We start from the raw sequence: 14,310 nt of genomic DNA, 5'->3' as shown, positions 1-14,310 counted from the left end.
GCAGTGGCGTAGCCTGACGGTATGAGTGTTCAGCTTGGCATGCCCCGGCCCCGCCCGGACAGCGCCCCCGGCGCGGGCGTCCCGGCGCCGCAGCCGGCCGGACGCCCCGACGGACTGCCCGCCGGGCTGGTAGACCGTTACGGCCGGCACGCCACCGACATGCGGCTCTCGCTGACGGACAAGTGCAATCTGCGGTGCAGCTACTGCATGCCCGCCGAAGGCCTCGAGTGGCTGGCCAAGCAGGCGGTCATGACGGCGGCTGAAATCGTAAGGATCGTGCGGATCGGCGTCGACATGCTCGGCGTCCGCGAACTGCGCCTCACCGGCGGCGAACCCCTGGTCCGGGCCGACCTGCTGGACATCATTGCCGCCCTGCGCCAGGCCCACCCCGACCTTCCCATCTCCATGACCACCAACGCCGTCGGGCTGGACAAGAAGGCGGCCGGGCTGAAGGCCGCGGGCCTCACCCGGATCAACGTGTCCCTGGATTCCCTGCACGAAGAGACCTTCACCAAGCTGACCCGCCGTCCCTTCCTGAACCGGGTCCTCGCCGGCGTGGACGCCGCCTGGGCCGCCGGGCTGGGCCCCGTGAAACTGAACGCCGTGCTGATGCGCGGCATCAACGACGCCGAGTCCCCCGCTCTGCTGGCCTGGGCGCTGGACCGCGGTTACGAACTGCGCTTCATCGAACAGATGCCGCTCGATGCCGACCACGGCTGGACCCGCCGGAACATGATCACGGCTGCAGAGATCCGCGAACTGCTCACCGCGGACTATGTGCTTAGCACCGATCCGCGGGAGCGCGACGGCGCCCCGGCCGAGCGCTTCGAGGTCCGGGCCCGCGTGCCGGGAACGGACGCCGCCACCGGTCCGGTGCTTGGAACTGTGGGGATCATCGCGTCCGTCACCGAACCGTTCTGCGCGGACTGCCGGCGGACCCGGATCACGGCCGAGGGCAAGATCATGAGCTGCCTGTTCTCCCGCGAGGAGACCGATCTGCTGGGGTTGCTGCGCGGCGGCGCCAGCGACGACCAGCTCGCCGGGCGCTGGCAGGATGCCATGTGGCTCAAGCCCCGGGCCCACGGCATGGACCACGTCGGGCTGGGCGCCCCGGACTTCGTCCAGCCGGACCGCAGCATGAGCGCCATCGGAGGCTGACACCCCTGTGAACGTACGCTACTTCGCTGCCGCGCGCGCCGCCGCCGGCATGGACGAGGAAAAATTCGACCTCGCCGACGGCGCCACCCTGCCCGCCCTGCTGGCGGCGATCCTCGCCGTCGAGCGCCCCGACCCGCCCGAGGGCACCCCGCCGCTGGCCCGCATCCTGTCCCGCTCCAGCTTCCTGATCAACGAGGTCGCGGCCCGGAACCTGTCCGCCGCGGCCGTGGGCCCGGACGACGTAGTCGACGTGCTGCCGCCGTTTGCCGGCGGCTAGGCAACGATTTTCCGGCTCCTCACAATCCGCCGGCTCCTCATAAACCGCCTGCTCCCGCGGCGGCATCTCCCGAAATCAGCCTGGCTCCGAGTGCCATGCCCAGCAGCGCGGTCCGGCTCCGGACGCTGCAGGCGGTAAAGACGGCCTTGAACTGGTCCTGCACGGTGTAGGGGCGGATCTGCAGGGCCGCCGCCAGCTCCGCCGTATCCAGTCCGCTGGCGGCGAGTCCCAGCAACCGGTGCTGCTGGGGAGTCAGCGCGAAGCTGCGGGCAAACGCCTCAAGCCGGTCCGCCGCTGGGCATTCCTGGATAGTCACAGCGAGCGGGGGCGATGCTCTGTCCTGTCCGGTATTCAGCCGGGTGGAGCGCAGCAGTGCCCAGGCCCCGTCTCCCAGCGGGACGCGGGACATGGCCGGGTGGACATCCACCCCGGCCGCCCGGGCCAATAGTTGGGCGGCGACGTTGAGGACCTCCGCCGGAATACCCTCATAGGGCCGCGGCCCGCGCTGAAGCAGCTCCAGCCAGTTGCAGGCCGATGTGGTCTGTCCCACCAGAGCCAGCCGCTCGTCGAGGACCAGCACGGCCTGCGGCGGCAAGGACTTCCGAACGGCCGGCAAACCCGGACCGCCGACTTCCGTGTCCCGCCGCCACTGCGCCGCCCGGCTTTGCCGCAGGCCGGCTGCCAACAGCGGGGCGGCCGCGGCGAGGTAGTCTGTCTCCGTCCCGGAGAACGTACCGTCCTCCCTGTCACGCCACAGGTCCAGCCAGCCCCAGCACCCATGTTTGTCCGCGAAGACTGCGGACAGCACATCCGTCACCCCGTAGCGGTTCAGCAGCCCGTTCCAGAGGGGGCTCCGCTCCGGGTGCCCACCGGTGACCATCAGCAGGGTCATGGCCGGCCTGCGCTCAGCCATCAGGCGGGTCCAGCGGCAGTGCGGCGTCAGGTACTTGAGCCGGATCAGCTCCGGCAGCTCAACCGGACAGGGAGTCCTGGCCATCGGTGAGATGCCGGTAGCCGATTCGGGGTCCGACAACGGCCAGGCATAGGCACTGAACGGCACCACCGCCCCAATTTCCGCAAGGACTCCGCGGCGCAATTCCTTGTCGTCGTGCACGTCCCGGCAGATTTGACCGATGCGTTCCACGCTCCGGCCCAGCGCCCTACTGGTGGTCATGGAATCAGTATGGCCCTTGCCCCGTACCAGCTGAATCTCAGAGGAGATAATGCCTGCCGCACCCGTGCTGGGAGGCCGGCGGCCACCCAGAATTCTGGGATAGCGGGCACCTGACGGCCGCGCCTAACGTCAGTCATCAGCACCGAACGGGAAATTAGAAGGAGCGATTGCCATGTACACCCTGCAGATTGAGCATGCCATCAAGGATTTCGGGATGTGGAAGACTGCGTTCGACCGTGATCCGGTCAACCGGGCCGCGGCGGGGGTGACCGCGCACCGGATCAGCCGCCCCGTGGACGATCCGCACTACGTCGTCGTGGAGCTCGATTTCGAGCAGCGGCCCGAGGCGGAAGCACTCCTCGCGCACCTTAAGGCAACCGTCTGGAATTCCGCCGCCGCGTCCCCCGCCCTCCAAGGTGCGCCGAAAACGAGGATCCTGGCGGCCGATTCCTGATCCGCCGGCACCACGCGGCACCCGGCGCCGTCACCCTCCACCCGGTGCCGTCCAACTCCGGGCCGCGCCGGGCCTGCTCGTTGAGCAACCCGCGCGACGCGCGGGCGCTGCCCCGGCTCAGGCGGGGACGGCGGAGGTTTCCGGGACCCTGCGGCAGACGGTGGTCATGAACGGGCTGAACTCGCTCGCGCGGCCCAGCCGGAGCCCGGCCGCGTAGATCAGCCGGCCGTCCCGGACCCGGAGCGTGTGTCGGGCCGTGCCGCGGTCGCTGCGCCGCTCGATGGTCAGCGCGCCTTCGTGCCAGCTTGCCCTCGCCGGAGCTTCCGGGGGCAGGCCCATGCTGTTCACGTGATACCACAGCGTGTCGGGGTGGGACCGGTCCGCGGTGAAAACGCCTACGCCTTCAGTTTTGGAGCCGTCGGAGTCGAAGTGGCGGTAACTCATGGTCACGGCGAGGCCAGCGGCGGCGCGGGCGAAGACGACCTCGGCCGCGGCGGTGCGGGCAGGGCCCCAGGCCGTGGCTTCCCACTGCGTACTGCCGCTCCAGTGCCCGAGGAACCCCTCGAGCGCCTCGTGTGCGCTGCCTGGCAGCGGTCGGTCCATGCTTCCTCCGAGGTGGCCCTACCGTGTGGCCCTCCTGTGTGGCCCTCCTGTGTGGCCCCGCCACCATCATCACGCCGCACCGCCCGGCTGTAAAGGTTCGGCCCGGCCGGGGATTTTGCTCACAGGCTCCGACGGCGGCCCCGGCTTAGAGGCCGAAGGTCTCGGATTCCTCAAAGGGACCGACCACGGTGACAGTGCGCGGGGCCGTCGCGAGCTCGCGCGCCAGCTCCTGGACGTCGGCGGCGGTGACCGCCTTGATCTGTCGCAGCGTCTCGTCGATGTCCTGGTATTCGCCGGAAACCAGCTCGGCGCGGCCAAGCCGGGACATCCGCGAGCCTGTGTCCTCCAGGGCCAGGACGATCCCGCCGCTGAGCTGGCCGACGGCCTTGTGCAGTTCCTCCTCGGAGATGCCGCCTTCGGCCAGCTTGTCCAGTTCGGCGCCGAGGAGGTCCAGGACCTGTCGGACCTTTGACGGTGTGCAGCCGGCGTACATGCCGAAGTAGCCGGCGTCGGCGTAGGAAGAGGCGAAGGAGTATGTGGAGTACACCAGCCCGCGCTTCTCGCGGACCTCTTGGAACAGCCGGGAGGACATGCCGCCGCCGAGGACAGCGTTGAGCACGCTCATCACAAAGCGTCGGTCGTCCGTGGCAACCAGCGACGGGCAGCCCATGATGATGTTGGCCTGTTCCACCGGCCGCTTGACCACATGCAACCCCGCGGTGCCGGTGATCGCGGCGCGGTCGGTGGAGCGGCGCTGCACCGGGGCGGCGTCGTGCTCGAGGTCCCAGCCGGCGGCATCCAGGGCGCCCACTACGAGTCCGCAGACGACGTCGTGGTCCAATCCCCCGGCGGCGGTGATGACGAGCTCGTCCGGGCGGTAGTAGCGGCGGTAGTGGTCCCAGACGGAGTCGCGCGCGACGGCGCGGATCGCGTCGGGGGTGCCGCCGATCGGCCGTCCAAGCGGGTGGGTGCCGAGGACGGCGGCAACAAAGTGTTCGTGGGCGACGTCGGTCGGGTCGTCGCTGTCCATGGCGATTTCCTCGAGAATGACGTCGCGTTCCTGCTCCATCTCCTGCGGGTCCAGCACGGCGCCGGTAATCATGTCCGCGATCACGTCGATCGCCATCGGCAGGTCCGTGTCCAGCACACGGGCGAAGTAGCAGGTGCTTTCCTTGGCGGTGGCGGCGTTCGATTCGCCGCCCACTTCGTCGAAGGCGGAGGCGATTTCCAGCGCCGTACGCCGCTTGGTGCCCTTGAACAGCAGGTGCTCCAGGAAGTGGGTGGAGCCGTGCTGCCCGGGGGCTTCGTCGCGCGAGCCGACGCCGACCCAGAAACCGATGGTCGCCGACCGCTGCCCCGGCATGGCCTCGGTTAGCACCCGGACACCGCCAGGGAGCACGGAGCGCCGCACTTCCGAGCCGCCGTCGGCTCCGTGAATGAGGGTGTCAGCGTGCTGGTTCTGCTCAAGCGGCAGGGGGACGACAGTCATCAAGGCCTTTCCAAAAAAACGTCACAAAAATGTGCCAAATCTGCCTGCAATCCTACCTGCCTTTAACGGCCGCGGGGCCGGTGGAGCAATCCACCGGCCCCGCCGCTTGGGTCAGGAAGACTACTCGCCGGACTCCTCGGAGACCTCAGCGTCGGCAGCGTTCTCGGAGCCTGCCTCTTCGGTCACAACCGGGGAGAGGGAGAGCTTTCCGCGGTCGTCGATCTTGGTGATTTCCACCTGGATCTTCTGGCCGACGGAGACGACGTCGTCGACGTTGTCCACGCGCTTGCCGCCGGCGATCTTGCGCAGCTCGGAGATGTGCAGCAGACCGTCCTTGCCCGGGGTCAGGGAAACGAAGGCACCGAAGGTGGTGGTCTTGACGACCGTGCCCAGGTAGCGTTCGCCGATTTCCGGGATCTGCGGGTTGGCGATGGCGTTGATCGCGGACCGTGCTGCGTCGGCAGACGGGCCGTTGGTGGCGCCAATGTAGACGGTGCCGTCGTCCTCGATCGAGATGTCGGCTCCGGTGTCTTCCTGGATCTGGTTGATCATCTTGCCCTTCGGGCCAATGACCTCGCCGATCTTGTCTACCGGGATCTTGACCGCGATGACGCGCGGCGCGAACTCGGAGAGCTCGTCCGGGGTGTCGATCGCGGAGTTCAGCACGTCCAGGATGTGCAGGCGCGCTTCGCGGGCCTGCTTCAGCGCGGCGGCCAGGACCGAGGCGGGGATACCGTCGAGCTTGGTGTCCAGCTGGATGGCCGTGACGAACTCGGCGGTACCGGCAACCTTGAAGTCCATGTCACCGAAGGCATCTTCGGCGCCGAGGATGTCGGTCAGGGCGGCGTAGCGGGTCTGGCCGTCAACCTGGTCGGAGACCAGGCCCATGGCGATACCGGCAACGGGCGCCTTCAGCGGCACACCTGCGTTGAGCAGGGACAGCGTGGAGGCGCAAACGGAACCCATCGACGTCGAACCGTTGGAGCTGAGCGCCTCAGAGACCTGGCGGATCGCGTAGGGGAATTCCTCGCGGGACGGCAGCACCGGCATGATGGCGCGCTCCGCGAGGGCGCCATGGCCGATTTCGCGGCGCTTCGGAGAACCGACGCGGCCGGTCTCACCGGTGGAGTACGGCGGGAAGTTGTAGTTGTGCATGAAGCGCTTGCGCGTCACCGGAGACAGCGAGTCGATCTGCTGTTCCATCTTGAGCATGTTCAGCGTGGTGACACCCATGATCTGAGTCTCGCCGCGTTCGAAGATGGCCGAGCCGTGGACGCGGGGCAGAACTTCAACCTCGGCGGTGAGCTGGCGGATGTCCGTCAGGCCGCGGCCGTCAATGCGGATCTGGTCCGTCAGGATGCGCTGGCGGACAACGTGCTTGGTGACGGAGCGGAAGGCTGCGGACAGCTCCTTCTCACGGCCGACGAACTGGCCGGCCAGGGAGGAGGTGACCTCGTCCTTGAGCGCGTCGGAAGCGGCGTCGCGTTCCTGCTTGTCGGCGATCTGGAAGACAGCGGCCAGCTTCTCGGCGGCAGCGGACTCAACAGCGGCGTAGACGTCGTCCTGGTAGTCCAGGAACACCGGGAACTCGACGGTCGGCTTGGCAGCGCGGGCCGCCAGGTCGGACTGGGCTTCGCAGAGGGCCTTGATGAACGGCTTGGCAGCCTCGAGGCCTTCGGAAACAACCTCTTCGGTCGGGGCGGTGGCGCCCTGTTCCTTGATGAGGTTCCAGGAGTTGTCGGTGGCTTCGGCTTCAACCATCATGATCGCGACGTCATCGTTCTTGATGCGCCCGGCAACGACCATGTTGAAGACGGCGTTCTCGAGCTGGGAGTGCTTCGGGAACGCAACCCACTGCGAGCCGTGCTCGTCGGCGACGAGGGCAACGCGGACGCCGCCGATCGGACCGGAGAAAGGCAGGCCGGAGAGCTGGGTGGACATCGAGGACGCGTTGATCGCGACGACGTCGTACAGCTCGTCCGGGTTGATGGAGAGCACGGTGACGACGATCTGGACCTCGTTGCGCAGGCCCTTGACGAACGCGGGGCGCAGCGGGCGGTCCATCAGGCGGCAGGCAAGGATTGCCTCCGTGGAGGGACGGCCTTCGCGGCGGAAGAACGAGCCCGGGATGCGGCCGGCGGCGTACATGCGCTCTTCGACGTCGACGGTCAGCGGGAAGAAGTCGAAGCCTTCGCGCGGGTGCTTGCCTGCGGTGGTGGCGGAGAGCAGCGCGGTCTCTTCGTCGATGTAGACCATGGCTGCGCCGGCTGCCTGCTTGGCAAGACGGCCGGTTTCAAAGCGGATAACCCGCTTGCCGAAGCGGCCATTGTCAATGACGGCTTCTGAGAACTGGATTTCGGGACCCTCCAAGAGAGTCACCTCCGTTTCCTGGTTGACGGAGTCCAGCCGCATCAACCCAGGCCAGCATCTGTCGACTGGCCTGCACTACACCCGGTCATCGATCGAGACCCACGGGCTACGGCGTCAATCCTTGACGCCGTTCCCGGAGATCACTACCGAGGACCGCGAATGCGCGATGCGGTTGATCCTCCTGTTGAGTTTTTTTGAAGAGGGCGGCCCTTTCCCGATGGAAAAGGCCGCCCTTTAAAGCTGACTAGCGGCGCAGGCCGAGGCGCTCGATGAGCGCACGGTAGCGGCTGATGTCAGTGTTCTTGAGGTAGGTGAGCATGCGCTTGCGACGACCGACCATGGCCAGCAGACCGCGCTGGGTGTGGTAATCGTGCTTGTGCTCCTTCATGTGCTCCGTCAGATCCTTGATCCGCTGGGTCAGGACCGCAACCTGGACCTCCGGCGAACCGGTGTCGCCCTCGGACGTTGCGTATTCCTTCATGATGGACTGCTTTACAGCGGCTTCAAGTGCCACAATAACTCCTAGAGATGTGCCGTGAGGCCCGAGTCAGTAATGCACTGCCGGGGGTGCCGCGCCGGAATACCCGCCCGAGGGACGGTCTTCGCTGCACAACAAGAACCAGCCGCCACGGACTGCAGCCGGATCCAACCATTAGTTTACTGGAACGCCGTCGAAGTTGTCTAAACCGTGGGCGGGGGCCGCCGTCTATTCGGAGCCGGGCAGCAGACCGCGGATCGCCGCGACGCCCCGGTACAGCTCGGTGAACGAGGTACTCAAGGGCGAAAGCCCGATCCGGATACCTTGCGGCGCACGAAAGTCCGGGATCACGTCCTGTTCCCAAAGCACCGCCGTCATTTCGCGGAACGCCGGGTGGTCCACGGTGACGTGGCTGCCGCGAAGCTCCGGGTTCCGCGGGGTTCCGAGCCGCACCCCGGCCGGCTCCAGCCAGGCGTCATGGAGTTCGACGGCGAACGCGGTCAGCAGCCTAGACTTCTCCCGGACGGCTGCCATGCCGATTTCCTCGATCAGGTCCAGCGTGCCGCGCATGGCAAGCATGCCGAAGACGGCCGGCGTGCCGCTGAGGAAACCCCGTATGCCCGGCGCCGCCTGGTAGCCGGGCCCCATTTCGAAGGCGTCCTTGCGCCCCATCCAGCCCCAGATCGGCTGCTGCAGGCCCGGCAGGTGCCGGTCATTGACGTACGCGAACGCGGGCGAGCCCGGTCCCCCGTTCAGGTACTTGTAGGTGCAGCCGGCGGCGAAGTCGACGCCCGCGGCGTCCAGTCCGATCTCCACCGACCCGGCGGAGTGGCACAGATCCCAGACCACCGTGGCGCCGGCGTCGTGCACGGCGGCGGTGATGCCCGGCAGGTCTGCGAGGAACCCGGAGCGGTAGGCGATCTGGCTCAGGACCACGACGGCGGTGGCCGGGCCGGTGGCGGCGCGCACCTGTCCGGCGGTGACGCCGGCGGCGGGATCGGCGTCGATCCAGCGCAGTGTGAGGCCTTCTTCGCGGGCGATGCCTTCGACCAGGTAGCGGTCGGTGGGGAAATTGTCCGTGTCCAGCACAATCTCGGTGCGGTCCGGATCGGTCACTGCGGCCAGCGCTGCGCGGATCAGCTTATAAAGCGCCACGGTGGTGGAATCCGCGATGATGGTCTGCCCGGGTGCGGCACCGAGCACGGCTCGGCCGAGCTGGTCGCCGATGGCCTGCGGCAGTTCCAGCCATTCCTCGTCCCAGCCCCGGATGAGGCGGCCACCCCAGCTGTCCTGGATAAAGGCGGCGATGTCGGTGGCGGTCCGCTTCAGCGGGCGGCCAAGTGAGTTGCCGTCGAGGTAGGACAGCTCCGTGTCTGTTCCGACAAAGTGGGCGCGGTAGGCAGCGAGCGGGTCCGCGGCATCGAGTCCGACGGCGCGACGCCACAGGGTGTCGCCGCCCGCCGATTCCGACTGACCGGCCGGGGCCGACTGACCGGCGCTCATTGCCCGATCTCCGTGCGGACCGCGAACAGCTCGGGGAAGAAGGTCAGCTCGAGGGCTTTCTGCAGGAAGGCGGCGCCGCTGGATCCGCCGGTTCCGCCTTTCATGCCGATGGTGCGTTGCACGGTGCGCAGGTGCCGGAAGCGCCAGAGCTGAAAGTTGTCCTCCAGGTCCACGAGTTCTTCGCAGGCCTCGTAGGCGCCCCAGTTGCTGGCCGCATTTTCGTAGATGTCCTTGAACACCGGGACCAGGTCCGGGCAGAACACGTGGGCCTGGCTGACGTCCCGGTTGAGCAGCGAGGCCGGCACTGCGAAGCCCTGGCGCTTGAGGTAGGCGAGGAAATCGTCGTAGATGCTTGGGGATTCCAGCAGTTCCAACAGCGTCGCGTGGGCTTCGGGGTCCGATTCGAAGACGGGCAGCATCTTGCGGTTCTTGTTGCCGAGCAGGAATTCCACCGCCCGGTACTGGCTGGACTGGAACCCGGACGAGTTGCCGAGGAACCCGCGGAATTGGGAGTACTCGGTTGGTGTCAGGGTGGCCAGCACTGACCATTGCTCGGTGAGGGTCTTCTGGATGTGCTTGACCCGGGCGATGGCCTTGAGCGCGGAGCCGAGGTCGTCGGTGCGGAGCCATGCGGCCGCGCTGCGGAGCTCGTGCAGCATCAACTTGAGCCACAGTTCCGTGGTCTGGTGCTGGACAATGAACAGAAGCTCATCGTGGTGTTCCGGCTTGCTGACCGGCTGCTGGGCGCTGAGCAACGTCGGCAGTTGCAGGTACGAGGCGTAGCTCATCCGGGAGCTGAAATCGCGGACAATGTCCTGGTCCAGCTCACGCGTATTTTTCTCGATCGTCATGTCTCTTGCCTTCCTGGCGCTAGCCGGCGAACAGGAGGCCGTGGGCCTGGACCACGTCCAGGCGCATCTGTTCGACGAGCGCCTCAGGGCCACGGTACGCGACCATGCCGCGCAAACGGGCCACAAACTCGACCACCACGCTCTGGCCGTAAAGGTCGAAGTCTTCGACGGCCTCTTCCGGGCGGTCGATTACGTGGGCCTCGACCTGCCGGCTGACGCCGTCGAAGGTCGGGTTGGAGCCGACGGAAATGGCCGCCGGCCACCGGGTACCGGCCTGGTCCACGAGCCAGCCTGCGTAAATGCCGTCGGCCGGGATGTAGCCGCTGGCGGCGGCGGAAAGGTTGGCCGTGGGGAATCCGAGGTCGCGGCCGCGGGCGGCACCGTGGACCACCTCGCCGCGCATCCGGTGCGGCCGGCCCAGGACGGCGGCGGCGGTGGCGACGTCGCCCTGCCGCAGCGCTTCCCGCACCCAGGACGAGGAACAACGGCGGTCGCCCGGGCCGCCGTCGTGGTCCTCATGCAGCGGGTAGCCTTCGGAGCCAAACTCACTGATCACCTGGACCGCGAAACCGAGCTTTGCCCCCAACTCCTTCATCGTTTCCAGGTCCCCGGAGTTGCCGCGGCCGAAACGGGCGTCGTGGCCGATCACCACATGGCTGGCCTTAAGCGCATCGACGAGCACGGCGGAAACGAATTCCTCCGGCGTGAGGCTGGCAAGTTCGAGCGAATACTTCATCACCAGGACAGCATCCAGACCCAGTTCGCCGAGGGCAACAAGCTTGTCCTCAAGACCCATAATCAACTCGGGGGCTGATTCGGGGCGGTGCACTTGCGCCGGGTGCGGGTCAAAAGTGATCGCGACGGCGCGCGCCTGGTTCAGCCGGGCGGTACGGATGAGCTGCGAGAGCACCTGCTGGTGGCCGCGGTGCACGCCGTCGAAGTTGCCGAACGTGACCACGGACGGGCCGAAGCCAGCCGGTACCTCGGACAAATCGTTCCAGATGTGGACCATCTACCTCGCCTTTTGCTGCCTGCCGTGAATCCTCCGGAGGGGTCGGGCCGGCTCCGGAACTCTCTAAGATTACCTGCAATCATCCCGGTTCACGGACGGCGCCCGGCGCCTCAGCGGAGCCCTTCCGGCTCTGACTCCCCGACGCTACGCTGCAAGAGCAGCAGTCCTGCGACGCCGATGCGGCCGACGACCGGCCGCGGAGCCGACGCCAGCGGCGGGCCGGCCCGCGGCTGAAGGAGAACACGATGAGTGAACTCCAGGACATCCTCGGGCAGATCCCGGTCGACCAGCTTGTCGACATGCTTGGAACTCACCGGCAGACCGCCCAGACCGCGGTGGAGGCTGCGGCGGCCAGCCTTGGCGACCTGCGTGGCGGCGGGCAGGAGCTCGGCGGCATGGGTGCGGGAAGATCAGGATCTCCGCATTGCCTGGAGCTTTTCGCAGTGAGCGCATCACCCGTCGTTTACGGCCGAACGAGCGGAAATGCCATCCTATGATCGAGTCGCGGGCGAAGAGTCGTTTGAACGATTCCCGGTTGCCGTTGCAGACTTCTTCCGGCGCGACGACCCGGCGGAGCGAGCGGCGGATCAGCCGTAGCAGCCGTAGCAGCGAAAGCCACCGTGCATAGTCCAGTCTATGAGCGGGCTTCGGCCCGTACCGCGGTTCCCCACGGTTCCGCTGACTTCGCCAACTCCCCCACCGGCGGCTTCGCCGAACTGGCGCTCCAACAGACAACTTTCTATGGATCTCCTTCCGGGGAGCAGTTATGGTCTGAGCATGCGCAGACTGGTGGCGGCAGCGATGATGGGCGGCCTGTCCGGTGCAGTGCTTAGCGGGTGCTGGTTGAATCCGGGCGCCGTCCGGACAGATGTCTGCGTCGACTGGGTCAGTTTCGAGACGATGCAACAGCGCTTCGACCACGCTGGCGCGGTGGTCATCGGTACGCCGCTGAAGCGGGACGGAGAGACCCGGAGCTACGGTTACCAGGCCAACGTTCACGAGGTGGCAGTCGAGCAAGTACTCAAGGGCGGCCTCGGGCTCGGAACCGTCCGCGTCGCCGCCAGGCCGGTGACGTGCGGAAAAACCTACCCCGCCGGCGACCCGCTCGACGACGGCAGCCGGAAACTCATGTTCCTCACAGACCAGAACGGCGAATGGTTCACGATGACGCCGGACCAGGGCACCGTCCAGTTCCCGGCCGGCACCCCGCTCCCCTTCAAGACCGGCTGACCCCCCAATAGGAACCAACTCACGATCGGAAGTAGTGGTTGCGGCGGGGTTGTTGGTGTGGGTCGAGGTGGGGTGGCGGGATGAACCAGGGGATGCCGGCCCGGGGCTGGATGGTCCAGTGTTCTTTGTGGATCAGGTGGTGATGGTGGGAACAGAGCAGGGTGCCGTTGTCGGTGCTGGTGGTGCCGCCGCGGGACCAGTAGTCGATGTGGTGGGCTTCGCACCAGGGGGCGGGGATGGTGCAGTCGGGGAACGCGCAGCCCTGGTCGCGGGCGGTGATGGCTTTGCGGAGGTGTGGCGGGAAGATCCGGCTGGTGCGGCCGATGTCCAGGATCCGGCCTTGGCTGCCGAGCAGGACGGGGAGGATGTCCGCGTCGCAGGCGATTTTGCGGATCGTCGCGGCGGTGACCGGGCCGGTGAACGCCAGGGTCCCGGTGCCGGTGTCGGGGTTAGGGCCGGGCTCGGCCCCCGGTTCTCGAGCCTGGCCTGCGGCGGTGCCGGCGGCGGTGTCAGGCTTGCGGCCGGGGCCTGTGCCGCGGGTGGGGCCGAGGCGGGTCAGGAGGTCGCGGTAGTCGATCGTCACCATGATCTGGGGGCGGAGTCCGCCGGTGCCGGGCAGGCCGCCGGAGGCGAGGGCGAGCTTGCAGGCACCGACCAGGCCGTCGAGGAGTTTCTGCGGCCGGGACCGCCAGTCCAGGCCCACTTCCGCCGGGCCGACTTCTACCGGGCCAGGGCCCCCGGCCACTGCCGTCTCCCGGCCCCGTGCCGTCTCCCCGGCGCACTCCGCTGTGCCGGTGCCGGCCCGGGCTCCTTCGTCGATTCCTTGGGCCGGTGTGGTGCGGGGGTTGGTGGCGGTGTTCATCACGGTCAGGAGGTGTTCGAACTGCTCGGTGGTCGCGAAGATTTCCAGGTGCTGCAGGCCGTGGCGGGGACGGCGGAGGAACGCGCCCTGGAGTTGTCGCAGGACTTCCTCGGCCGGTTCGGCGCCGTCCTGGTCGATCGCGTCCAGCCAGCGCCGGGTGATCCGGGCCAGGAAATCCGGGTCGTGCTCGATCGCGGTGCGGGTCAGGGCGTGTTCCATCCGGGCACCGGTCTCCGCGTCGCAGAGCGGCCGGACCCGGTCCAGGGCCAGGGTGATGAGGGTCGCGGACGGGGACGGGACGGCCCCGGCGGCCACGGCGGCGGCGAGTTCCTCGTGCAGCGGCGGCAGCGGCTGGCCGGTCATGCCCGTGCGGGGCAGCACAGCCCGGGCCAGGCAGAGCCGGCGGTGGGCCTCGGCGACGCTGATCTGCAGCCGGGCCCGCAGGAACTCTTCGGTCCTGCGGAACCCGTCATCGCCGGCCCGGCCCCGGGCAGGACCGACGTCGCCGGCCGGTACCCCGCAAGTACCGGCCGCTCCGGTGGGTTCGTTGCGGGTGCGGTCCACGGCCGCGGCCGCGACCAGCTGCAGGTAGTCCATGGCGCGGGAGATCTCCTCGACCCCGGCCGCGTAGTCAGCGGCGTCGCCGAATCCCAGCAACGCCGCGTCTGAGGCCGCCGTCGCAGTCAACTCCCGCAACTGGCCCAAAACACTCACCAGCGACGGAGTCGTGCGCTCATCACCGGCCGGCCGGGTGGCCGGACTAACGGCCGGACCAACGGCCGGACGGGCGGTGAGAGCTGCAGTGGTTCCCATGAATCAATCCAACACCCAGGCTATGACATTATGAGC

The 14,310-nt window shown here is 67.8% G+C and carries 15 protein-coding genes; 6 read left to right on the top strand and 9 right to left on the bottom strand.

Going from position 1 to position 14,310, the window contains the following annotated elements; all coding sequences use genetic code 11:
• The first annotated feature begins 21 nt into the window (after window positions 1-21).
• Both moaA and ABIB14_RS04375 read left to right on the top strand, forming a co-directional pair.
• Window positions 22-1,158: a GTP 3',8-cyclase MoaA gene (gene moaA, locus ABIB14_RS04380; RefSeq protein ID WP_354234319.1), complete on the top strand. Its 1,137-nt coding sequence runs from the start codon at window positions 22-24 to the stop codon at window positions 1,156-1,158.
• A 7-nt stretch (window positions 1,159-1,165) separates the two neighbouring features.
• Window positions 1,166-1,435 (top strand): MoaD/ThiS family protein, encoded by a 270-nt coding sequence (locus ABIB14_RS04375; protein WP_354234318.1) that lies wholly within the window; start codon window positions 1,166-1,168, stop codon window positions 1,433-1,435.
• Between the two features lie 37 nt (window positions 1,436-1,472).
• On the opposite strand, the gene ABIB14_RS04370 is transcribed toward ABIB14_RS04375, so the two are convergent.
• The gene (locus tag ABIB14_RS04370) at window positions 1,473-2,609 is read right to left on the bottom strand and encodes a response regulator transcription factor (protein WP_354234317.1); all 1,137 of its coding nucleotides are present in this window, start codon (window positions 2,607-2,609) and stop codon (window positions 1,473-1,475) included.
• A gap of 172 nt (window positions 2,610-2,781) precedes the next feature.
• Between ABIB14_RS04370 and ABIB14_RS04365 the strand changes: the two genes are divergently transcribed.
• A complete protein-coding gene (locus tag ABIB14_RS04365; protein WP_354234316.1) occupies window positions 2,782-3,063 on the top strand; it encodes a hypothetical protein in 282 nt (93 codons plus the stop codon).
• 117 nt (window positions 3,064-3,180) lie between these two features.
• On the opposite strand, the gene ABIB14_RS04360 is transcribed toward ABIB14_RS04365, so the two are convergent.
• The 3 genes from ABIB14_RS04360 to ABIB14_RS04350 all read right to left on the bottom strand — a co-directional run bounded on the left by ABIB14_RS04360 (window position 3,181) and on the right by ABIB14_RS04350 (window position 7,525).
• On the bottom strand, window positions 3,181-3,666 hold the full coding sequence (locus ABIB14_RS04360) for a DUF1579 domain-containing protein (RefSeq protein ID WP_354234315.1): 486 nt from the start codon (window positions 3,664-3,666) through the stop codon (window positions 3,181-3,183).
• A 145-nt stretch (window positions 3,667-3,811) separates the two neighbouring features.
• Complete coding sequence (locus ABIB14_RS04355; RefSeq protein WP_354234314.1) at window positions 3,812-5,155, bottom strand: M16 family metallopeptidase; 1,344 nt, start codon at window positions 5,153-5,155, stop codon at window positions 3,812-3,814.
• Window positions 5,156-5,275: 120 nt separating this feature from the next.
• On the bottom strand, window positions 5,276-7,525 hold the full coding sequence (locus ABIB14_RS04350) for a polyribonucleotide nucleotidyltransferase (RefSeq protein WP_354234434.1): 2,250 nt from the start codon (window positions 7,523-7,525) through the stop codon (window positions 5,276-5,278).
• A 22-nt stretch (window positions 7,526-7,547) separates the two neighbouring features.
• Here ABIB14_RS04350 and ABIB14_RS04345 point away from each other — a divergent pair, with 22 nt between their 5' ends.
• Entirely contained in the window at window positions 7,548-7,763 is a 216-nt protein-coding gene (locus tag ABIB14_RS04345) for a hypothetical protein (protein WP_354234313.1), read from the top strand.
• A 6-nt stretch (window positions 7,764-7,769) separates the two neighbouring features.
• On the opposite strand, the gene rpsO is transcribed toward ABIB14_RS04345, so the two are convergent.
• The 4 genes from rpsO to ABIB14_RS04325 form a co-directional block, all read right to left on the bottom strand.
• Window positions 7,770-8,039: a 30S ribosomal protein S15 gene (rpsO, locus tag ABIB14_RS04340; RefSeq protein ID WP_354234312.1), complete on the bottom strand. Its 270-nt coding sequence runs from the start codon at window positions 8,037-8,039 to the stop codon at window positions 7,770-7,772.
• A gap of 192 nt (window positions 8,040-8,231) precedes the next feature.
• Window positions 8,232-9,506, bottom strand: coding sequence for a kynureninase (locus ABIB14_RS04335; RefSeq protein WP_354234311.1), 1,275 nt, complete (start codon window positions 9,504-9,506; stop codon window positions 8,232-8,234).
• A complete protein-coding gene (gene kynA / locus ABIB14_RS04330; RefSeq protein WP_354234310.1) occupies window positions 9,503-10,357 on the bottom strand; it encodes a tryptophan 2,3-dioxygenase in 855 nt (284 codons plus the stop codon). Before kynA ends, ABIB14_RS04335 begins: the two co-directional genes overlap by 4 nt.
• A gap of 19 nt (window positions 10,358-10,376) precedes the next feature.
• Window positions 10,377-11,369, bottom strand: a complete 993-nt coding sequence (locus tag ABIB14_RS04325) for a bifunctional riboflavin kinase/FAD synthetase (protein ID WP_354234309.1) — start codon at window positions 11,367-11,369, stop codon at window positions 10,377-10,379.
• A gap of 245 nt (window positions 11,370-11,614) precedes the next feature.
• Between ABIB14_RS04325 and ABIB14_RS04320 the strand changes: the two genes are divergently transcribed.
• Window positions 11,615-11,866, top strand: a complete 252-nt coding sequence (locus ABIB14_RS04320; RefSeq protein WP_354234308.1) for a hypothetical protein — start codon at window positions 11,615-11,617, stop codon at window positions 11,864-11,866.
• A gap of 280 nt (window positions 11,867-12,146) precedes the next feature.
• Entirely contained in the window at window positions 12,147-12,599 is a 453-nt protein-coding gene (locus ABIB14_RS04315; RefSeq protein WP_354234306.1) for a hypothetical protein, read from the top strand.
• Between the two features lie 19 nt (window positions 12,600-12,618).
• Here the strand turns inward: ABIB14_RS04315 and ABIB14_RS04310 are convergent, their stop codons facing one another.
• Entirely contained in the window at window positions 12,619-14,274 is a 1,656-nt protein-coding gene (locus ABIB14_RS04310) for an HNH endonuclease (protein WP_354234304.1), read from the bottom strand.
• Window positions 14,275-14,310: the final 36 nt, after the last annotated feature.

The organism is Arthrobacter sp. UYEF3, assembly GCF_040546245.1.
In the GTDB taxonomy this organism is placed as follows: Bacteria; Actinomycetota; Actinomycetes; order Actinomycetales; family Micrococcaceae; genus Arthrobacter.
The sequence above is the reverse complement of the archived record's forward strand: the minus strand, read 5'-3'. Positions and strand labels throughout refer to the sequence as shown.